Origin of the sequence: Thalassobacillus sp. B23F22_16 (assembly GCF_043496955.1) — a bacterium.
Taxonomy (GTDB): domain Bacteria; phylum Bacillota; class Bacilli; order Bacillales; family Halobacillaceae; genus Thalassobacillus; species Thalassobacillus devorans_A.
Genome location: NZ_JBIEKD010000001.1, coordinates 225,730 through 246,645 on the forward strand (window position 1 = coordinate 225,730; position 20,916 = coordinate 246,645).

General features: G+C 39.7%; 23 protein-coding genes and 1 pseudogene. 3 read left to right on the forward strand and 21 right to left on the reverse strand.

Annotation, left to right across the window (positions count from 1 at the left end):
• Positions 1-428: 428 nt before the first annotated feature.
• The 4 genes from lipP1 to ACGTNI_RS01170 form a co-directional block, all read right to left on the reverse strand.
• On the reverse strand, positions 429-1,358 hold the full coding sequence (lipP1, locus tag ACGTNI_RS01155; protein ID WP_394459323.1) for a LipP1 family hormone-sensitive lipase: 930 nt from the start codon (positions 1,356-1,358) through the stop codon (positions 429-431).
• A gap of 32 nt (positions 1,359-1,390) precedes the next feature.
• Complete coding sequence (locus ACGTNI_RS01160) at positions 1,391-3,004, reverse strand: flavin-containing monooxygenase (RefSeq protein WP_394459325.1); 1,614 nt, start codon at positions 3,002-3,004, stop codon at positions 1,391-1,393.
• A 255-nt stretch (positions 3,005-3,259) separates the two neighbouring features.
• Positions 3,260-4,051, reverse strand: coding sequence for a DUF2935 domain-containing protein (locus ACGTNI_RS01165; RefSeq protein ID WP_394459327.1), 792 nt, complete (start codon positions 4,049-4,051; stop codon positions 3,260-3,262).
• Positions 4,052-4,249: 198 nt separating this feature from the next.
• Positions 4,250-5,182, reverse strand: coding sequence for a D-2-hydroxyacid dehydrogenase (locus tag ACGTNI_RS01170; RefSeq protein ID WP_394459329.1), 933 nt, complete (start codon positions 5,180-5,182; stop codon positions 4,250-4,252).
• Positions 5,183-5,670: 488 nt separating this feature from the next.
• On the opposite strand from ACGTNI_RS01170, the gene ACGTNI_RS01175 reads away from it, so the two are divergent.
• A complete protein-coding gene (locus ACGTNI_RS01175; protein ID WP_394459331.1) occupies positions 5,671-5,826 on the forward strand; it encodes a hypothetical protein in 156 nt (51 codons plus the stop codon).
• A 27-nt stretch (positions 5,827-5,853) separates the two neighbouring features.
• Here ACGTNI_RS01175 and ACGTNI_RS01180 read toward each other — a convergent pair whose 3' ends face one another.
• The 8 genes from ACGTNI_RS01180 to ACGTNI_RS01215 all read right to left on the reverse strand — a co-directional run bounded on the left by ACGTNI_RS01180 (position 5,854) and on the right by ACGTNI_RS01215 (position 11,438).
• Complete coding sequence (locus ACGTNI_RS01180) at positions 5,854-6,207, reverse strand: VOC family protein (RefSeq protein WP_394459333.1); 354 nt, start codon at positions 6,205-6,207, stop codon at positions 5,854-5,856.
• A gap of 33 nt (positions 6,208-6,240) precedes the next feature.
• Positions 6,241-6,609, reverse strand: a complete 369-nt coding sequence (locus ACGTNI_RS01185) for a nuclear transport factor 2 family protein (RefSeq protein ID WP_394459335.1) — start codon at positions 6,607-6,609, stop codon at positions 6,241-6,243.
• Positions 6,610-6,730: 121 nt separating this feature from the next.
• The gene (locus tag ACGTNI_RS01190) at positions 6,731-7,126 is read right to left on the reverse strand and encodes a VOC family protein (RefSeq protein WP_394459337.1); all 396 of its coding nucleotides are present in this window, start codon (positions 7,124-7,126) and stop codon (positions 6,731-6,733) included.
• A 578-nt stretch (positions 7,127-7,704) separates the two neighbouring features.
• Positions 7,705-8,328: a histidine phosphatase family protein gene (locus tag ACGTNI_RS01195; protein ID WP_394459339.1), complete on the reverse strand. Its 624-nt coding sequence runs from the start codon at positions 8,326-8,328 to the stop codon at positions 7,705-7,707.
• Positions 8,329-8,356: 28 nt separating this feature from the next.
• Positions 8,357-9,139 (reverse strand): MBL fold metallo-hydrolase, encoded by a 783-nt coding sequence (locus tag ACGTNI_RS01200; protein ID WP_394459341.1) that lies wholly within the window; start codon positions 9,137-9,139, stop codon positions 8,357-8,359.
• Positions 9,132-9,680, reverse strand: a complete 549-nt coding sequence (locus ACGTNI_RS01205; RefSeq protein ID WP_394459343.1) for a DUF1572 family protein — start codon at positions 9,678-9,680, stop codon at positions 9,132-9,134. The genes ACGTNI_RS01200 and ACGTNI_RS01205 overlap by 8 nt, the downstream gene beginning before the upstream one ends.
• 54 nt (positions 9,681-9,734) lie before the next feature.
• Positions 9,735-10,205: a peptide-methionine (S)-S-oxide reductase gene (locus tag ACGTNI_RS01210; protein WP_394459345.1), complete on the reverse strand. Its 471-nt coding sequence runs from the start codon at positions 10,203-10,205 to the stop codon at positions 9,735-9,737.
• Positions 10,206-10,415: 210 nt separating this feature from the next.
• A complete protein-coding gene (locus tag ACGTNI_RS01215; protein WP_394459347.1) occupies positions 10,416-11,438 on the reverse strand; it encodes a DUF3231 family protein in 1,023 nt (340 codons plus the stop codon).
• Between the two features lie 184 nt (positions 11,439-11,622).
• On the opposite strand from ACGTNI_RS01215, the gene ACGTNI_RS01220 reads away from it, so the two are divergent.
• Both ACGTNI_RS01220 and ACGTNI_RS01225 read left to right on the forward strand, forming a co-directional pair.
• Positions 11,623-12,672 carry a DUF3231 family protein gene (locus tag ACGTNI_RS01220; RefSeq protein WP_394459349.1) on the forward strand — a complete coding sequence of 350 codons (1,050 nt, stop codon included), beginning with the start codon at positions 11,623-11,625 and terminating at the stop codon, positions 12,670-12,672.
• 56 nt (positions 12,673-12,728) lie between these two features.
• A complete protein-coding gene (locus ACGTNI_RS01225; protein ID WP_394459351.1) occupies positions 12,729-13,187 on the forward strand; it encodes a hypothetical protein in 459 nt (152 codons plus the stop codon).
• A gap of 182 nt (positions 13,188-13,369) precedes the next feature.
• Here the strand turns inward: ACGTNI_RS01225 and ACGTNI_RS01230 are convergent, their stop codons facing one another.
• The 9 genes and pseudogenes from ACGTNI_RS01230 to ACGTNI_RS01270 all read right to left on the reverse strand — a co-directional run bounded on the left by ACGTNI_RS01230 (position 13,370) and on the right by ACGTNI_RS01270 (position 20,888).
• Positions 13,370-13,771 carry a VOC family protein gene (locus ACGTNI_RS01230; protein ID WP_394459353.1) on the reverse strand — a complete coding sequence of 134 codons (402 nt, stop codon included), beginning with the start codon at positions 13,769-13,771 and terminating at the stop codon, positions 13,370-13,372.
• 153 nt (positions 13,772-13,924) lie between these two features.
• Positions 13,925-15,451: a DUF1254 domain-containing protein gene (locus tag ACGTNI_RS01235; protein ID WP_394459355.1), complete on the reverse strand. Its 1,527-nt coding sequence runs from the start codon at positions 15,449-15,451 to the stop codon at positions 13,925-13,927.
• Positions 15,452-15,855: 404 nt separating this feature from the next.
• On the reverse strand, positions 15,856-16,500 hold the full coding sequence (locus tag ACGTNI_RS01240; protein ID WP_394459833.1) for an HAD family hydrolase: 645 nt from the start codon (positions 16,498-16,500) through the stop codon (positions 15,856-15,858).
• Between the two features lie 346 nt (positions 16,501-16,846).
• The gene (locus ACGTNI_RS01245) at positions 16,847-17,308 is read right to left on the reverse strand and encodes a GNAT family N-acetyltransferase (protein ID WP_394459358.1); all 462 of its coding nucleotides are present in this window, start codon (positions 17,306-17,308) and stop codon (positions 16,847-16,849) included.
• Positions 17,309-17,531: 223 nt separating this feature from the next.
• On the reverse strand, positions 17,532-18,008 hold the full coding sequence (locus tag ACGTNI_RS01250) for a DinB family protein (RefSeq protein ID WP_394459360.1): 477 nt from the start codon (positions 18,006-18,008) through the stop codon (positions 17,532-17,534).
• A gap of 161 nt (positions 18,009-18,169) precedes the next feature.
• Positions 18,170-18,946 carry a class I SAM-dependent methyltransferase gene (locus ACGTNI_RS01255; protein WP_394459835.1) on the reverse strand — a complete coding sequence of 259 codons (777 nt, stop codon included), beginning with the start codon at positions 18,944-18,946 and terminating at the stop codon, positions 18,170-18,172.
• Positions 18,947-18,970: 24 nt separating this feature from the next.
• A complete protein-coding gene (locus ACGTNI_RS01260; protein ID WP_394459362.1) occupies positions 18,971-19,516 on the reverse strand; it encodes an HAD-IIIA family hydrolase in 546 nt (181 codons plus the stop codon).
• Positions 19,517-19,616: 100 nt separating this feature from the next.
• Positions 19,617-19,913 (reverse strand): annotated as a pseudogene (locus ACGTNI_RS01265) (tyrosine-type recombinase/integrase); the annotation flags it as partial.
• Between the two features lie 561 nt (positions 19,914-20,474).
• Positions 20,475-20,888 carry a hypothetical protein gene (locus ACGTNI_RS01270; protein WP_394459364.1) on the reverse strand — a complete coding sequence of 138 codons (414 nt, stop codon included), beginning with the start codon at positions 20,886-20,888 and terminating at the stop codon, positions 20,475-20,477.
• Positions 20,889-20,916: the final 28 nt, after the last annotated feature.

Here is a 20,916-nt window from a genome sequence, read left to right on the forward strand (position 1 = left end):
TGGATTAGCCCGAGTAACACCACGCTCCATAAGTAAGGTTATGGACTAATCTTGTTCTTTTTTAACAAAACCTGTCCTTATTAATCATTTATTGGACAGGAATAGGCTATTTTCCTCTCAACCTGTCCTAATTAACCTTGTTTCTGGACAACTTTTTCTTTCGACAGGGCAATCCTGTCCTTATTGGCATCCTTTTCGGACAACTTTTCCCTTTTCTAGCGCAAACCTGTCCTTATTAGACACCTTTGAAGACAAAGGTGTGCTTTTCTTACAACAACCTGTCCACTTAAGCATGCTATCTTAATTCTTCTTTCGTTTCCAATGCCTGACCCTCACAGCATGCAAAACAATAGCGCAGTGGAAGGTACCATCTATAATAAAGAGAAAAACACTTCCGCCATAAGAAGTGTTTTTCTCTTATTCTAATCCTATTCCTCAAATGCCCGCTTCAATGCAGAGGACGCCTGATCGATACATTGCTTTCCTTGCTCTAGTACACCTGGCATCCAGAAGAACCCATGAATCATTCCTTCATAACACTTCGCTTCGACAGCAACACCTGCTTCTGTCAAACGCTTGGCGTAAGCCTGGCCTTCATCACGCAACGGATCATACCCTGCTGTAACGACCAGTGCCGGGGGAAGCCCGTTCAGATTCTCGGCAAGTAAAGGCGATGCATACGGATGCCTCCCATCCGATTCCGTGCGTAAATAGTGATCCCAGAACCATTCCATCGAATCTTTGGTCAGCAGGTAGCCATCTGCATTGTCTTTGTAGGATTTCGTCTCATAGGAATGGTGGGTAACCGGGTAGATCAATAATTGATAAGCTAACGAGAAATCCCCTCGGTCGCGCGCCATTAAGGCGACAACAGCAGCGAGGTTTCCACCAGCGCTATCTCCGCCAACCGCTACACGATTACTGTCCACATCAATCGATGCACCATGTTCCACCGCCCATTTTGCTACCGCATAAGCATCGTCAGCTGCCGCTGGGAATTTATGCTCCGGCGCCAATCGATAATCTACGGAAATAACAACACAATTACTTTGATTAGCAAGCAGTCGACACGGAACATCAACGGTATCCAAATCACCGATTACCCATCCGCCCCCATGATAGAAAACCAGTGCCGGAAACGGCCCTTCCCCTTCTGGTGTATAGATACGGACGGGAATATCTCCTGCTGTACTTGGAACCGTACGATTTTCCACCTTCGCTACTTCTACCGGTTCCCCTGCAAGAGGAGAAAAATCAGCAGAAGCCCTCGCTTCTTCCGGTGTTAACTCGTGCATCGGCGGATCACCCGCCGCTTCCATTTGTTCTAACAGAAACTTCGCTTGAGAATCAAGAACCATATAATAGCCTCCTTTTTGATAGCGCTTTCAAATTATTTGAAAGAAAAACCTTTATACCCATTCGCCGCTACATCATCACAAATTTCCCGATAGGCACCATATCCTCCCACATAAATTGGGAATCCACGGGCCTTCCCGGCAATGTTCGCCCCGGTATACCAGGAATCCGTCTTCGTATAAAGGGTAGCATCGGCAAGTTCTTTACAGTGCGCACTCCATTCCTCTTCCGCCTGGCTTTCCGCTTCAAAGATATCTACCTTATTCTCTCGCAAATGATTGATACAATCAGAGACCCACTCGACATGCTGTTCGATGGTCGCCGGCATATTGCCTAACACCGAAGGACTTTCCGGCCCTGTCAGCATGAACATGTTCGGGAAACCAGCCGTCGTCAATCCAAGATATGTTCTTGTTTGAGCCCCGTTTTCCCACTTTTCTTTTAAAGTGACCCCATTCTTGCCGCGAATATCAATTTTGAAGAGCGACCCTGTCATGCCATCAAAACCGGTTGCAAATACAATAGCATCCAGTTCATACTCATTATCTTCCGTACGAATCCCTTTCGGAGTAATCGCTTCGATCGGAGACGCTTTTACATCGACTAAGCGGACATTATCCCGGTTATAGGTCTCAAAATAGTCGGTGTCAACGATCGCCCGTTTCGTTCCATAAAAGTGGTCAGGGGTCAGTTTATTCGCTGTTTCCGGATCATCCACGATTTCCTGGATTTTTTCCCGAATGAATGCAGCGACAAGCTCATTTCCTTCTTCATTAGCGAGAAGGTCGTTATACGTAAATAAAATCTCCCAGCCGCCTTTTTCCCAACCTTCCTGTAACTTCTGCCGCCGAACTTCCGGCGAATCATCGAGTACAGATTGCTCCCCAAACTCAAAACGCAACCCGGCTACAGTCTCCTGCATCTGCCTTCTGATCTCACTGTAATTATCTTTTACCTCCTCAACGAACTCCTTCGTGTATGTATAGTTCTGCGCTGGAACGCTGTATTGCGGAGTTCGCTGGAAAACAGTCAGGTGAGCTGCTTCTTTAGCAATGACCGGAATCGACTGGATGCCACTGGAACCTGTCCCAATAACACCGACACGCTTACCTGTAAAATCGACTTTTTCGTGAGGCCAGTGCCCGGTATGATAAGCTTGCCCTTCAAAATCATTAAGCCCCTTTATGTTCGGTACGTTGGCCGAAGAGATACAGCCGATTCCCGTAATAAAGTATTTCGCCGAGACTGTTTCTCCTGTATCGGTTTCCACCTGCCACCTGTTTGACGCTTCATCGTAAACCGCAGACATTACCCGCGTGTTGAACGTGATATCCGGCTTCAGTTCAAACTTGTCCGCCACATAATTCAGATAGCGCAGAATCTCCGGCTGTTCCGGATATCTGGATGACCAGGACCATTCCTTGAAAAGCTCTTCCGAGAATGTGTAATTATAATAAACACTCTCCGAATCACACCGTGCTCCCGGATAACGGTTCCAGTACCATACCCCACCGACACCATCTGCCGCTTCAAAGACACGGGTAGATAACCCTGCTTCACGTAAACGATACAACATGTACAAACCAGAAAACCCGGCACCGAGTACCACGGCATCCACCTGGTTTTGAGGGTCTTGTGAATATACCATTCGATTCCTCCTTTATATACTCCTCTATCAAAAAGAAGAGTTTCTGAGAAAAAATATATGAAAGGGGAATCTACTTTAGAACATTTGTATGGAAGAAATGATAGGAACCTTTCACCTCTTATAAAAAATCTACCACCAAACAAAAAGTTGCCTGCCCCCTAGCATGTTAAAACATAATCGCAGTAGGGGGCAGGCAACTTATTTATACTAACTTTTTTAAGTAAAAAAAATCACCTGATAAGGCGACAAATGTAGTTATCTTCCTCCTGATAGGTGAGAATCGAATAAGTCTATAATTTCTAAGAATCTCTCCGCTTCTCTAAATGTGTGATCGGCCAGAAGCGGGTGTATATTACTCTTAATACGACAAGCCTCTATTAACTCTCTAGCTGTCTTCTTAAAATCCCTTAAAGAAACAACCGATACCCTGTTTTGACCCAGAAACTGATCCATCAGCGGTACGGTTTCAGACTGGGGACGCATCGAATCTAAATCAACGGCTTGAAAAACCAATTGATCAAAATCATGGCTGAACTCCCTTGCCTGGTCTACCAGTTTTCTTTCCGATGGGTCTAACAGGTGTCCGATAAACTTGGCATGGTCAGCCATTATCCTGAGAAAGAATAAATTTTCCTGAATGATGGTATCAGGTTCGGGTGCCAGCTTTCCCTCATTAAGATCCCTTAGACGATTGGCAAAGTAAGCAGCTTCTCTGCTGATATGGTCCACTAATAATGGGTAGTTATTTGTCGTTATTTCACAGCGCAACGTTAAACCTAAGACTTTTCTCTTATAACCCCAAATAGCAACAGCCGCTTGATAAACTTCATTGTTGAAGGATTTAACTTGCTGGATATCCGAGTTTACATTAAACCTCGCTAACTTCTCCTCTATCCGCTCAAAAAGGGTAATAAACTGTTGAGCTTCCGCTATCAATTGCGTTTGTTCATAAGTAAATCCTAAACTGAGAAATAAAGCATGTTCCTTCATGATTCTGGACCAAAATCGAATTTCATCCAAGGACCTCTCGACAATCGGATTACTCATGATGCCCCCTCCTCTTTAAACATCTCCTCCCCATACTTATGTAATAATATTTGCAGCTATTCCTTTAACTTTTTAATCAAACCGCCGTCCTCAATGTTGTTATATAATTAGGAAGTCATTCATAAATGGTACCTGACCCCCAGTATGCTAAAGCATTACAGCAGTGGGGCAGGAACCATCATTTGTGATGAAATGCTATTAATACCCTTTCAAAAAATCCACCCTATTAGGTAAATCTTCATTATTTTCAATTCTTTTCAATGTGTCCCAAAAGCAGGCGATCGCTTCGTTCAACTCGGTCACAGCCGATATATGAGGAGTGATGATGATATCGTTTCTAACCCATAACTGGGAACTCTCTGGCAGCGGTTCTGTTTCAAGCACATCTAACACCGCGTAACGAACCTTTCCGGAATTTAACGCTTCCAAAAGCGCTCGCTCGTCTACCGTATGACCTCTGCCAACATTGATAAAGGCAGCACCGTTCAAATTGCTGAAAAACGTGCGATCAAATAACTTACTTGTTTCATTTGTCAAAGGCAATGTACTAACAATCCAATCTGCCTGGGCAGTCAGCTTGCTTGCAGAGCTGGTTTTCGTCACTTTTTGAAAGTACTCCTTTTGTTTGCCGCTTTGTGAGACACCGAAAACGGTGGCTCCAAAGCTTGAAAATACCTTGGCAATCTCCTGTCCAATCTCCCCTGTACCAAATATAACAATCGTTTGGTCCCTCACCATTTGGGGAGTTTTGGGATCCCACTTCTTCTCCCATTGTCTTATTCCAAAGTAGTGATGAAACTGAAGATCCCTTAATACATAACTTAAACAATACTCGCTTATTTTTTGTCCAAACGTGCTAACCGTTCGGGTTAGAAGAATATCATGTTCCTTCCATCCATCAATTTCCATATAGTTATTGATACCCGCATTAAAAGAATGAACCCATTTAATTCCGGCAAAATGGAAGCCTGGGCATGGCTTGAAACCGACATAGGCATCTGCCCATGAAAAATCCTCTTCGGTAATTTCATCCATATGCTTAAAACGATAGCTCTGAGGTGTTTTAGCAGGTAAGTGTTCTTGGAATTCCTTTTCATAGTTTCCCGCCACCAGTATATTATGTATGTCCATTAGAGTTCCCCCATACTTTTTATTAGAAAAATGCCTCGAGTCCACATTCAATACTATACATTGCTAAATATATTTTCAAATACTGTATTATTCTCGAATTCGAATCCAATTCAGTTATGGACTGAACTTGTCTTTTTTTAACAAAACCTGTCCTTATTAATCATTTATTGGACAGCAATTGGCTGTTTTCCTCTCGACCTGTCCTTATTTACCTTGATTCTGGACAACTTTTTCTTTTGACAGGAAAAACCTGTCCTTATTGGCCACCTTTGAGGACACAGTTATGCTTTTCTTACAACAACCTGTCTTCTTAAGCCCGCTATCTTATTACGTTTCCGGTGCCTGACCTCCATCATGCTAATAGAAAACGGTGCCTAGTGTAGTAAATAGGTAGATTAAACATAAAAAGACCACCGTTTTCAGTGTAAAATAGAAGTACTCTTCACAGAACTTCAAGTTTTACAATCCCACAAAAGGAGATGAAAACGATGGCACTTTCATTGAACCACATTCAGGGGAAAAATGGAAGTCACTGGGGCACATTTGTCAGGGAAACAGGAGCCGACCATTTGTTGTTAGTAGGAATTGATGCAGCTAAATTCACCCATAAGGCTGACCCCCAGTACGCTATAGCATTAACGTAATGGGGGACAGGTACCTCAAATTTAATCTCAAGTGTTATCTTGTACAAACCCTAATTCATTGCCATCAATATCAAGAATAGTGAATTTTCTACTTCCATATGGTGTAGAAAATAATTCCTCTAATACTTCGGTTTTGTTTTTTAATTTATCCCATAGACTATCTACATCATCGACATAAAAATTAAAACGGCCTGGAGTTGGATAGTTTTCATGCTCCAATAATGCAAACATCGCTCCCCCATCATGTTCAAAATGTACATAATTAGGTTTTTCTGGTGGCCATATTGCTGCCACAGTAAAACCTAGTACTTCTTCATACCATTGTACGGCTGCATTTAAATCCTTGACATTTGCACGCGCATGCAAGAGTCTTGTTTTCATACTAAACCCCTCCTCAAAGTAATCAAAGATCCTTCAATAACCCAAGTCAGTGACAGTTCCTTGGTGAAAGGTCATTTGCCATTTATTATTGTTCAACATCCATACAGAGCTCCGCAAAGAATACTTTTGTTTACTTTCTATAAATACCTTAAACGTAGTTAGTACAGTGGTTGCAGAAAGATACTTCAACTTAAAATTACTCATTGTTATCCCCGGATCCTCTTCATTCGGTAAACGGTTCAGGATGTTTTCTTTATCATAAATTTCTCCTGTACTCGAGTATTCAACAAAGTCATCTGCTATTAACTCATTTAATCTATCAGGGGACTTACGAACTTCACTATTAAGTAACGCTTTTTCTAGAGAATAAATATGTTCCTTCAGCTCTTTTTGATTAACCATTCAAACGTTCCCTTCTACTAAAAATCTATTGTAGAGTTTTCATTCTGTTTCTCCGTGTCTCTTGTTATGTAGAGTCTGAGAAAAGTATATAAAAAGAACCCTTAAAAAGGGCTCTTAGGTTCTATTTGGCGTTCTCATCAGGCTGGTGAATGCCGAAAATATTTCCTTCGGTATCGATATAATATCCCTGCCATGCCATTCCAGGCAGTGCAGATTTCGGCATGGCCACCTTGCCTCCCTGATCAAGAATTTTAGCTTCAATAGAGTCGTAGTCTTCCACGCCCATGGTACACGCATACCCATTGACAGCCTGGTTCACTTCCGGAGGAGCACTTTGCCGCTGCATCAAAGCACCGTTGATTCCCAGCTCTTTTTCATCGCCTGTCACAGCCCCGAAATAAGGCATCCCGGCAAATTCACTCCAATCTTCAAACCTCCATCCAAAGACCTCTCCATAAAACGTCTTCGCCCGCTCCATGTCATCAACATGAATTTCAAAATGAATGATTCTCCCCATTTTTTCCCTCCTTTATAATTTTGATTCTTGTATGTATCCCCTCGGAATTAATATTCTACTAGCAGCCTGCATACTCCTTCTTTTTTCCATCTTGTCTCAAATTAAAATGGCACCATCATTATAAATCATTTATTGGACAGCAATTGGCTATTTTCCCCTCTACCTGTCCTAATTAACCTTGTTTCTGGACAACTTTTTCTTTTGACAGGGTAAACCTGTCCTTATGGGCACCCTTTTCGGACAACTTTTCCCTTCTCGAGCACAAACCTGTCCTTATTGGCATCCTTTTCGGACAACTTTTCCCTTCTCCAGCGCAAACCTGTCCTTATTGGACACCTTTAAGGACACAGTTATGCTTTTCTTACAACAACCTGTCCTCTAAGCATAAAACAGCGCCTGATCCCGAGCATGCCAGAGCATTAGCACAGGTGAGATCAGACACCGCTATTTAAATCTTTATCCATCTTTGACCATTTTTCTTAGTACCAGCCAGACCAATAATAAAATCCCTATAACAAAAGGTCCCCAAGTCAAAACCTTTCCTAGGATTACCATATTGAAAGTTCCATGTCTAACCTTTATGCTTCCAGTGGATTTTCCTTATGGGAGACGTCGCCTTCTACCATCACGTTATACGCTTCCCCATCCAATTCTACGATGCTCAGACTTGTATCCTGAATATATGGCGGTCCCCAAAGCTTTTCTACTGGAAGTTCTTTCATTACCGCCAATAAACTTTTAATAAACACAGAGTGCGTGACAATCAGGATATTTCCAGACGAGTGGGTTCGTTTAAGCTGCTCGAGAAACTCTTCTACTCTTTCCCGTAACTCGAAAAAACTTTCACCATTAAAAGATTCATAGAGATGGGGCGTGTTGAAAAACGAATGGTAGGCATCGCCGTAATTCTCTTCAATGAATTCCTTCGTCTGACCTTCCCAATCCCCGACATTAATTTCTTTCAGCTTTTCCTCATAAGTAACCGGAAGCTCGCGGTCTCCAAGGATCAACTCTGTCGTCTTTCTTGTTCGCTTGCTTGGGCTGGTGTAGACAGCGTCGAATGCAGTAGCCTTTAGACTCTCCCCTAATATACGAGCATTTTCCACTCCATTATCCGTCAGTTCAGAGTTCCCCCAGCCTTGCATTCGTTTTTGTACGTTCCATTCTGTTTCCCCGTGCCTTGTTATGTATAGTTTGAGCATTGTATGTCCTCCTGTTTCTTCTATAAAATTAAAACTTCACGCTAAAACCATCGAAGTGATGTACCCCTGTCCCAAACCTGGCAAGATCATTTTCCCGTAAATAGATAACAGCTCTTTTCACTTCCTCCAATATGGAGGCTTCCAGTCCTAACGTATTATGGGACCCATAGACCATGAAAACACCCGGCAGCTCTGCGACTCTTTCTAATGAGTTTACTAAATCGACCGGGCTAGTAGATGGATAGAAAGCGTAGACAGGTGTTTCATCATAAAGTAAATCACCAGTGAATAGATAGCCGTTCGTTTCATCAAAAACGCAGATATGCCCCGGCGAGTGACCAGGCGTATGATAGATCATCAACTTTCTATTCCCAAGATCAATGATATCACCATCATTTACTAAACCCGTGGGTTCCACCTGAAATGGGCGGTAGGTATCAGGATCAAACGACACAGGCGTCGGCAGCGTAATATCTCTACGGATATCCTTTCTAATTTGATTAATCGATAGGCCCTGGATTCCATTCACTAACCAATCTTTATCTCCTTCATGCACAAAAACCCGCTCAAACTCCCCATGACTCCCGATATGATCCGCATGCACATGAGTTGTTATCACATCAATTGGTAAGCCCGTCAATTGGTCTGTGATTCTTTTCATATTATCAATGCCAAGACCAGTATCAATCAGTACTGCTTTTTCCACACCAAGCAGCAAAAAAGAATGCACCTTTTCCCAATGGCCGTATTCACTGATGCCGAACGTTTGATTATCGATTTGCTGAACCGTGAACCAAGGATCTTTAATCATCCGCTTCCTCCTTGTGTTTCTCCTGCATGTGCTTAAGATATTCCTCCGACTTCCCTTTTGGAATACTCAGGCTTTGCCAATCATCACCTTTCAGTTGCTTTCCAATATAAACCATCTGCCCGATATGATACGCATAATGAGCCATCTGCCGCTCGATCGCCTCCAGGACGAGGTGACTTTCACCCCTTATAGTTATACGGCGTATCAAATCCTGTTCATTCAAAGATTTCAAGGCCGTAAATAAAGCATCCCACCCAGCGTCCCAGAGCTTAAGCAGCTCGTTTTTGGAAGTAATATCATCTAAAAATTCCTCATCGCGCTTTCGACTTGGTTTCTCCCCATCTGTCGTCAGAAAATCCGTCCATCTGGACACCATATTGCCGCTCAGATGTTTTACAATAATGGCAATACTGTTCGAGTCGTCATTGTAGTTCCAATGAATATCTTCTTCCGACAGTTGATGGATAGTTTTCACCCCGAGATTCCTCAAGCTGTCAAACCGTTCTATTACGACACGTAGATACTCGTTTCCTACCTCCATGGTATCCCCCTCATAATTATGACGCGCTTGGGCTCATCAACCGACATTTCTCGCTTACTTATATTTACTTAATATTTCTTCTGGAATATGACAATAATCATCCGGACACCTGGCTAACCGATCCTGATGTTCTTCTGCACTTCTTACATAGTTGGTAAGCGGTAGTACTTCCACCACGATACGGTCATAATCATCCCTCTCACGAAGAAACGCCTTTGCCTTTTTTAAATGTTCAGGTTTTTCACTATATACACCTGTTCTGTATTTCACGCCAACATCCTGCCCTTGTTTATTCAAACTGTATGGATCAATGATTTCAAAGAAATATCCCATTAGTTCTCTGACCGTTACAACCGTGGGATCAAATCCTGTTTTGACACATTCAGCATACCCATCATATTCACCCTCAAGGGTATGACTGGTTCCATTAGTTCTTCCGGCTTCTGTAAACTTGACGCCAGATAACGTTTTTATAAAAGCCTGGACTCCCCACAAACATCCACCTGCAAAATAAACTATTTCCATATGGACTCTCCTCTTTATACATCAAAAACGAATAGCTTTTCTTCATTTTTTAGCTGTCAATTCACCCGTTAAACTTTTTCATATCAATAGTAACATATTGGATTTGGCATTTAGTTCATGTTTGTCTATTTTTTGCATGCTAAAAGCCTTCAACATACAACCGATATATAAATCATTGTATATGGAAGGCCTTTTGATTTGTATTTCCTCTTATTTGTTACGCTGCCCTTTTGTTAATTTTTCTCTATCCTGTGCTTGAGGGGGTTCTTCCATCCACCCATTTTTAATCATGATTTGTCCACTATTTTTAGCGAAACTGAAGGTGTCTTGTGCAATCTTCGCCAATTTTAGAGGGAGATCACTTCGTAAACTAAAAGCTGAACCAATCGCATTACTTGTAAGACCGAAACTCGAGAATACACTGGTTTGATACATCATCATTTTGTCTGAAAATGGGGCGTTAGTTGAATCGGTAGCCGTACCTGCCCACATGGAAGGAGTGTGGATATCGCTTTGCCGCAGAACGTCACTTAACTTGGAAACGATTTTTTTCGCAAGTTCCTTTCCATCCAAAAATAATTTCGAAGCTTCATGATTTTGAGCTGTTTGGGCAAATCCTGTCATCAGTGTTATTCCCATTGTATTTGCCTCTAACGCTTGATAAAGGTGGGCGATCTCGATTGTATTTAAAGGTCGTTTATGTGTTAACAGATTAAAACCGGACATATATTGTTTGTTTCGTGCGAATGCAATATCTTTTGGCATCGGGACATAAGGCGGGCGAGGGATAGCCGAATTCTTTAACAGAAAACCTGTCGTTCTGTCAAAAGCTTCTTGAGCATCATCAGAAAAAAGCTTATACAATTTTCTTATATCGTCCCTGTAGGCCATAGATAGATGCACTGTGAAAAGCCCCATATTGATTTGTGTAATCAAACGCAAGTGCATGATATCAAACAATTCATCGTATAGTCGTGGTGCCCCAGGAGTAACATCTTTTTCCGTAAATCCTACAGGTAAAACAGCCCCTTCGTCCTGAAATATTTTTATTATAGTTTCAATATGTTTGGCTTCCTTGTCGTAATAGGATTGTAGAATATCTTTGGCTTCAGGGTTTTCCGCTTTTTCCATATAATATTCCAAAAATCTCATGTTCATCGTCTTGTTTTGATACCCCATCCAAAGTGTTCCCAATTCTGCACTCGAAATGGACAGGTGGTCTGAAGTGGTCATATCTATGTCCTCCCTTTTTTTGTACCGTTTATCTTTAATCTGCCTCCAACCTTAATATTTATTACTTTAAGACACGGCATTAGAGGGTGACCACACACCTATCTGGACATATTAAGAGATATTAATAAAATGACTTAGAAGAACTAATACTACATGGAAAGAGGATTACGGAGGAGGTCCAACAATGAAAAAAAATGAGGAGCTACAAAATCAAATTTCAGAGCATCAACAAAATAAACAGTTAACTTCTGCTGAATTAGCAGACATGTTTAACAATTACCTTGGTGACTCTCTGTTTAGTTGTATGTATGAACACTTCCTTCAACTTGTGGAAGATGATGAGGTCAGAGATTATGTGAAATTTGCATTAGCCCTTTCTAAAAAACACATGAAGGAAATAACAGACATTTTTCAAAGTGAAAATATTCCTGTACCAGTTGGGTTTGGAGAACAGGATATTCGTAAAGATGCTCCACGGCTTTTTAGTGATGAGTTCATGGTTTTCTATATTGTTCAGATGTCATCCTCTTCTATAGTCACATATGGAAACGCATTTTCAACTTCAAGCCGACAGGACATCATGCAATATTTTCGAGAACGCCTCAACGATTCAGCAGAAACATATGAAAGAGGAAAGCATTTATTACTTCTTAAGGGCATAGATACCAGCTACCCAAATATCCCTTATGCAACAAAGGTCGATTTCGTTGAAAAAAAATCCTATATTTCCCTTATCACTGGTAGAGAACGTCCACTTACCGCAAATGAAATAAAGCAAATGCAATATAACATTTTCACAAATATTTTAGGTAAAACACTTATGTTAGGGTTCAGTCAGGTTGCCTCATCGGAAAAAATCAGAAAATATTTCCGAGCTGGAGCTGAACTTTCAGGAAAACAAATAAATAGTTTCTCTCAACATTTAACGAATCAAGACTTACCGGCACCTACTTTAATGGATGAACATATAACGGATTCCACTTCTTCTCCTTTTTCAGATAAATTAATGATATATCATGGGGCATTAGCTGGAAATATTGCGCTCTCTAACTTAGGTACAGCTCTTTCGCAAATTTTCAGGCACGATCTGGCAGCAGAGTTCGTGAAGTTAATTCCTATTATTGGTAAGTATAATAATGATGGAATCAATATCATGATAGAACATGGCTGGTTTGAAGAACCATTTATGGCAGCGGACAGGGAAAGGCTATCTAAATCATCCAAGGGAATTTGACATAACAAGCAGATGGTTTCAATAAATCTCCTCTTTATTGAAGGAGGGCAAAAAATGTGAATATAAAGGTGTTGGAAGTATTATTATGGTCAATTGCACTACCTGGGTTTGGCCAACTCTTAAATAAAAATTATGTAAAAGGAATTCTGTTCCTTTTACTGGAAATGCTCATCAACCTTCAGTCGGGATTTAATAAATTAATCATTTTAAGCTTTCATGGGAATACACATGCTGCACTAGAGCAGGTCAACTTCCAATGGCTTATGTTTTATCCCTGTCTTTATTTCTTTGCAATGTGGGATGCTGTAAAGGATGCTTACGAAGGAGAAGCATGTTCTCCTTTGTTATTTCTCCCTTTTGTTTTTATAGCATACGCTGTAACTGTAGGATTGATCTATTCCCCAAAGATCACCATTTTCGGTTACTTAGCAGGTCCTGTTTTCTTGCCTATCCTATTCATTATTCCCGGAGTTATAATTGGATTGGTTGCAAAAAAACTCATTAATCGTTCCTAAATGATGCTTGTTTAAGAATGCATTACCCGGAATGAAGTCTTCCATTATCCTTCCCTAAACAATAAGAAAGGGGCGATTCTTTTGTTTCAAAATCGCCCCCTTACTTCGAGATATCCTCCGGTAATCTTAAACTAATGCACCCGTATATGTAAGACTCGAAATCAAGATAATGGAAAAATATTTTATGGTGATGGTGCAACAAATTCTACTTTTATCCTATCCGGATCTTCAAAGTAAACCGCATAATAATCTTCACCGCCTGCAAAAGGATGTTGGTCTTCGTATAAAATGTTTATACCTCTCTCCTTAAGCAACTTAGTCATCTCATCTACTCTTTCACGTGAAGAAGCATGAAAAGCTAAGTGATTTAACCCAGTCCTGCACCTGTGATAAGGAACATCTAAGAACTTATTTTCTGCCTGGACAAATACTAAATAAGTTCCTCCTAACTTCCAACTCTGTCCCTTATCCCATTTTTGATAAGACTGGTAACCTAACTCTTCCAAGAACCAACCCCAAAATGATTCTGACTTCTCCAAATTGGATACATAAATTTCCACATGATGAAGTAAGCCTTCACACACTGCAACTCCCCCTTCCTATACTTAATCCATTGTTTTGATTTTATTTCTCTAGATGCCTCTTTTGTCATCTGTACAGTTTTAGGTTTTTCTTTACTAATTCCTTTCCACCAGCAGATTCCATATATCTTTTTCCCTTAGTCCTTATAAAATTGGTTATCGAACACGTTTTACCCCTGGTACTTCGTAAGTGCCATTTAATACTTTAGCAGTTGGTTGATACATCCTTAATACTAAATTAAAATCTCCTTCCGGGGCAGGCAGCCAATTTGATTCATTATTTATTGGCCGGTCCTTTTGGATATAGATATCAAGGGAGCCATCATCATTATACTCAAGCCCCTCGGTGCGGTCCCCAATAGCGTAACGGTTTATTTCATTGGGCACCAGGTAGAAATCCGAACCATACATGGTTACGGACCAGAAAGCTTCTACTGGGGGCAGCTGGTCTTTATTAAAATGAAGAATGTATTTATTTTTCCCATTTAGCTCATTCCCCTGATCATCAGTAAAAGCTCTGATCAAGGTAGACTCTTCATCCACGTTTACACCAAATCCGCTAAAAGCAACATATGCCCTCCAAAGAAACCTGTCTCCATAATTGCCCAATCCCATAACTACCAACCATCCATTAACATTCTTAGGGTTTGATTCTTCTAAACCATTTGTAATAATTTGAAATCCATCTTTGGCAGCACGATTCAGCCCCGCAATTGTTTCTGCATCTAATTTATTCGCATCAAAGCCATATGTTAAATCAATACCGATATGCTCAAATTGCTTTTCAAGAGCCTCATTATTCATCGTGGGGTTTAGAATCATTAAATCTGTCATCGTTTTAAAGAAATCGAGGGCAGGAAGATCTTCCACCTTATTCTTTAAAAGCAATGTGTTTGCAGGTTTTATCACGGCCGGAACCTTTTTCCCATCCAGTGTCGTCAGTGCAAATTGCTTTTGTATAGCTTGAGCATGAGCTAAATCATCTTCACCTTCTACTAAAACACGAATATTCATCCATACCGTGTTTGTGGGGGAGTTAACCTCTGTAACATCATCGGGTAGAATGCCTTTCCAATCAGGCCCCACAATAGCAAATTTTCCAGCATCCGTACCTGTCGTTCGCCGCCCTATATTGGAAAAGGTATTGGTCCAGTCATCCATTAGTTGCACACTATAGTACCTGTCATTTGTATCTGGCACATGAAGAACCACAGGGTTATGGGTAAGATCCAGCCAGACAAAGGAATAAATGGTATCAACATTGGGTGTTACTACATCTTTGAAGTCCGGGGTTAAAAGTTCATCATAATAAATAAACGCATTTGACACAGTGTATGCTGGTCCAAAGGGCTCTTGTACTGTCGATTGCAGCTGCCTGGTTCTTTCCGCGGTGACAAGGGGGTACCCATATATATAGGCCTGTATGCCTAAACTGTACGCATAGTTTTCCTTGTACGAGTTTAAAGAACTGTTTTCCCTGATGGAAGCTTCTTCAATATTAATTGGTTGTTTTCTAGATTTAGATAAAGCCACAACTCCTTGCCTATTAGGTAATTGTGATAAATAATAAGGATTTAAATTCCCTTGCCCTTGTGGGTAATTCTGATATAACAACTGGTTTGGAAAATAAGGGTTTGGCATTACATAATAAGGATTTCGATACATATATGAAGCATAATACATATTTTCACTTCCTTAATATTTTTCCCAATATCCTATGCAACTCGCCTACTCAATATATACAACAATTGATTTAATGCCCGCCAAATCCCCAATAATCTTGTTTCAAATCGTTTCACAGATTTCAGTTATACGTAATTTCCTACGGTCTAAAAAAAGTGCCTGACAGTAAAATGGTATTTCTCTGTTTTCAAGCACTTTTCTATAGATCTAGAAACTTACCAATGATACCCATTGTTCTTTTGTCTGCCAGAAAGAAATATAAAGTTAGTTACTGGACACGTTTTATACCTGGTACTTCGTAACTGCCAGTTAATACTTTTGCCAATTGCGGTACCTGTCCCCCAGCATGCTAAAACGTTAGCGTAATGGAGGGAGAGGCACCTCAACCTCTAAATTTTTCCCATTCAGTTATATACATTCTTTAGTACTTGTATAAATTCATTTATGTTGCTTAACCTCTGATCTGGTTCAACACCAAACTCTAATGTCTGATAATTTGGTAGCCACTGTACGCCGATCGTATGTACGTTCGCTTGTTTTCCTGCCAAAATGTCAGCGTCACTATCTCCTAAAAAAATAGCATCGGTATTAGTTATGTTAAGCTGTGCCAATGCCTTGTTCAATCCTTCGGGATGAGGTTTTGGTATAGAAACATCATCACCAGTGATGATCACATCAAATAAGCCATTCATATTAAGGCAATCTAAAGAGATAAGCAAACTTCTGCTAGCTTTTCCTGTTACAATCCCCAATTTATAACTTTCTTTTTTTAAAAACAGGAGTAAATCGTTAATTTCCTCATTCTCAAGAACAAGTTCTTGGTGTTTTTTCCTATACTTCTCATAATATAATTCAATTGCTTTGTCGTAATTTGAATCCATAAGGTTTTCTCTGATGATTCCAGTCTCAGATGGACCGAACATAGCCTTTATCTCATCTGATGTAACCTCTTTGTTGTCAAAGTCCTTAAATACAGATTGAAATGCATAAAAACAAACCGGCAAAGTGTCAGCAAGTGTACCATCAAAATCAAAAATAATCGCTTTAATAACTACACACCCTTTATCAAAATAATATTTTCAGTAGTTTTTGCTGCATTAATCGAATGTTAAAATACGGCTCTGGTTTTTGGTTATATGCCCGTTCAATAAACTTAAATTCATAACTTCTGTCCAAAATATTCCGAGGGATGTCACTCCCTTTCTAAATTAACATCCGTAATTAATACCCTTTCTCTACTGAAGTATAATTTTCCTTCTTAAAATAAACTGCCCGATTCTTAATAAAAAAGGCGACTATTCTTATTGAATAATCGCCCCCTTTTACAGAAGACTTGATTTCGAGATATTTTGAAGTAGATCTTAAACTAACGCCCTGGATAGTTTAATAAAAATATTATAACTTCAGCTTTAAACCTTCATGTGTTGCTTTAAAACCTAAATTTTCATAAAACCGTAAAGCATCTGGTCTTTTTTTATCAGTTGTTAATTGTACTAAATGACAACCACGTTCTTCTGCACGTTGAATTGCCCATTTTATGAGTTTAGTTCCTACACCCTTACCTCTTACAGAAGCTGATGTTCTTACTCCTTCAATAGTAGCTCTCCACCCACCTTGATGAGTTATATATGGAGTAAAAGTAATTTGTTGTACCCCAATCACTTTATGCGCGTCACAGGCTACTATTAACTCGTTATTAGGGTCAGCTGAAATAGCCTCAAATGCTTTTATGTAACTATTAGGAAGTGGATATTCATACCGCTCACGTTTACTACCCAAAATGTCATCAGAAAGCATTGCAACAATAGCATCTAAGTCTTTTTCAGTAGCCATCCTAAACCTTATATCTATCCCCATTAAAATACCCCCTTTAAATAGTGAATCTCTTATTACTTTCTATGCTAACTGAATTCATACCATTAGGTAATTATTATTTTCTTATGCAACTGCTACAAATTCTTATACAGCTCTTCTGCATCGTTAGCACAATAAGAGATAGCTAGTATGCCGCTATTGCCCCCTATAACTGAAGGCTTGATTTCAAGATATCTTCGAGTAGACCTTTAACGCACCCTTGAGCTTAATAAGAACGGATGGATTTAAACTTTGTTCCAATAAAGTTAGCAGATACAGGGTTGAGTTCTAATTCTCTTGACCAAACAGAGAGTTGACCAATGTGGTGAATCTCATGAGCAATTATATGATGTAATATTTCCTCAACAGTATATTTGTCTTCATCCCAAGGGACACTCACAACATCCTTTTTTAATCCATCTAAGCTTTTTTTAAGAAATTCAGCTATTTCATTTCGGTATTTATCTGAAAGAGATTTAACCTTCTCCAACGTATCATAATCAGAAAATTCAACTACTACGTCTTCTTTGTCTTGAATCCCACGAAGCCAACTATATTCAACATCAATAATGTGAAAAAGGGTATATAAAATACTTCCTACTCCTCCAGTTTGGTCCTTTAGCAACTCTTCATTTGATAGTTGATTACACCATTCAAACCATTCGTCTCTTACTTGCCAGTTATATTCAAAGAAATATATCAATGTAACCACCCCGTATATAATTGTTTTTGTCAATAAGAATTAGCTTTTTTCACTAATATCCCTTTTTTTGAAGGAACCTGCTCCGGTAGCGCAATAAGCGATAACCACTGCGCAACTATTGCCCCCTTTTATTGAAAACTCGAAATCGAGATATCTTTTAACTATTTCACCGCTTTCCAAATTGTCCATCTATCTTTCTCAATTATGCTATTATTACTTGAAAGTGATTTATCTACATGATTAATAAATATCCTCAATTCATTATCATCTAGTTCATGTAAAATACTTCTTCCGGTTCGCTCACTTAAATCTTTTAGTAATTGATTTTTGGTAGGATACACTTTTCTGGTTTCCCACACCTTTACTTCCTCAATTTTTCTAAATCCAACTTTCTTCAAAGTCTCCAATACGAATTGACTGGTATACCTGCGACTTACCTCTTTATCGATTAATCTTGGAAATAATTCAAAAAGATATCCTCTTATATGATTATCGTTGCCTTTTAGTAGACAATCATCAGGGGTACGGTCCTGCACAATATAATATCCTTCATCATTGAGTATTCGATAGGCTTCTTTAAAGCAATTTTTTAATTCATCCAGATGATGTATTAATGCTCTTTCAAGTACTACATCAAAATTGTTGCTATGTAATCCAGTATCGTAAGCACTCCCATATCTGAAGGATATGTTTTTATTATCCTTACAGTTTATCGTTGCACCCTCAAGTATTTCTTCAGAAAAATCTATGCCAGTGACAGAAGCTACCCCCATGCCCGCTAACGCCTTAGAATAGATTCCTCCTCCGCATCCAATATCTACAGCTTTTGATACATTCTCGAAAGGTACAAGTTGTTTTATTGTCTTCTTCCATGAGCTGTCTGCAGTGCGAGTAGTATATGTGAAACGATTCTTCTTACTATGGAAATCAATCCCCATCATACATACCTCTTTTCCAAAATATCATGCTTTACGACATACAAGGTAATTCTTATATAACCAGCTTATGGCATCCTTAAGATCATTTGCTATGTAATCTATTTTAATATCCTTTAATTTATCGAAGTGTTCAATTAAAGAAGAATCGCCAGCTCCGGTCCTGACTAAAATTTTTATACTTCCTACCTTTGATGCAGCAGCCATGTCACTCCAACGATCGCCAATCACTACGCAATTCTCAAGGACTAAATCATAATCTTTACTCGCTTCAGTCAGCATTCCCGTATTTGGTTTCCGGCATATGCAGCCTTCATTATGGTCATGAGGACATATATAAACATCATCAAACCCAAACGCTATTAACTCCTCTTCAAATTCTTTCCCTGTAGCTAACCCCCTTGATATTCCAGGCTGATTGGTAAAGGAAAATATCCTTGTTTCATCTCTTTTTAATCTATTGATCTCATCAGCAGTATAAGGAAAAAGTTCAAATTCTTCGGGATAGTGGACAGTATTGTCACCACCAATTGTTCCATCTCTGTCTAAAAAAACTGCTTCTATCTTTTTCACATAATTTCCCCCTTCCTCCTACATCACTACCAATTATTTCAAAGCAGCGCTGAATGCGCAATCAACCCCGCAAAAAAACACCTTCTTATTGAAGGTGCTTCTAAAAGTACTTTGTATAAAAACCTTGTCTTAGTTTTCCACTCAGTTGAGCATAAATCTTCGTCGTCTCACTCTTTTCATGCCCAAGTAAGCTTTGGATTACGTCGATAGGAGCGCCGTTGTTGATCATGTGGGTAGCATAGCTATGTCTTAATTGATGAGGATGAATGGTTTTATTGATGCCCGCTCGACTGGAAATTCTTTTAATAATATACCTGATCAAGTCAATACTCATCCTTTTTTGCGGTCTTCTTTCTGTTAGGAATAAACAAGGGTTTGAATCTGTCCGTTCTTCTAAATCCCCCACTAGTAATCAAGTAATCTTTATTCTAGTATGGGCAAGGAAAAAAAATATATACTCGAGTTATTCAATAATAGCGGTTTTGCATTCTTAGATAAATGTGTGTTATTACAGACTTAAAAGGGAATTAATATTCCATTTAAGCCCCCTATTCCGGAAGACTTGATATCAAGATATTCACGCTCACAACTAATTTAATCTCTCCATCAATAACGTATTGTAGTAATTACCAGCAGATAATAACTTGTCTTTCTGTAATACACCTTCAACCTTGAAACCATAGTTTTTATAAAGAGTTATAGCTTTCTCGTTTGTCTCCAGCGTGATTTGGAAAGAATCAAGCGGTTTAAGATAGGCGCATATTAATGGCAGAAGGGAAGCATCAGGTCCAAGTGTTCAAAAGTCAGCTTCAATTGAACGATGGTTATCGGAATACAGCGATGTATATGACATCATTGATATTAAGTTTCAGCCTGGTAATGAATTGTTTATGTGGTTTATGGTTCACTATAGGAAATAAATAAACGGAGGCCCTTTAGGGTCTCCGTTTATTTTAGATTAATAGAAATACCTCATCAATCCCGTATAATAGGCGGCATTATAATAATCTTCTCTTTCCAGTCCGTCATGACAAATTCGGACACCTGTATCTTTGTAATACGCTTGGTTAATCCAGTCAGCCGTATTAGAGGAACCGAGAGAAGTACCACCTAAAATAAGTGAAGTGGCTACCCATCCAGCCGGACCAAGCGCAAGAGAAGCCCACGCTGTCCATTCAGTATAGTTACTTTTTTGATGGAACAGGTATTCTACTTCACTTTCTGTCCAGTAATAACTGTATGTACAACTACCGCCTTCGTGTGGCACGTATGCTTCCGTACCACCAGTCTTAGCCGCTGATACGTTCCCGGTAAATGCAACTGAGGTCAGTATCACGGTAAGCACCATAAATAATTTCCTTGCCAGTTTCATAGTTTCACCTCCCCCGTTTGGTGACTAG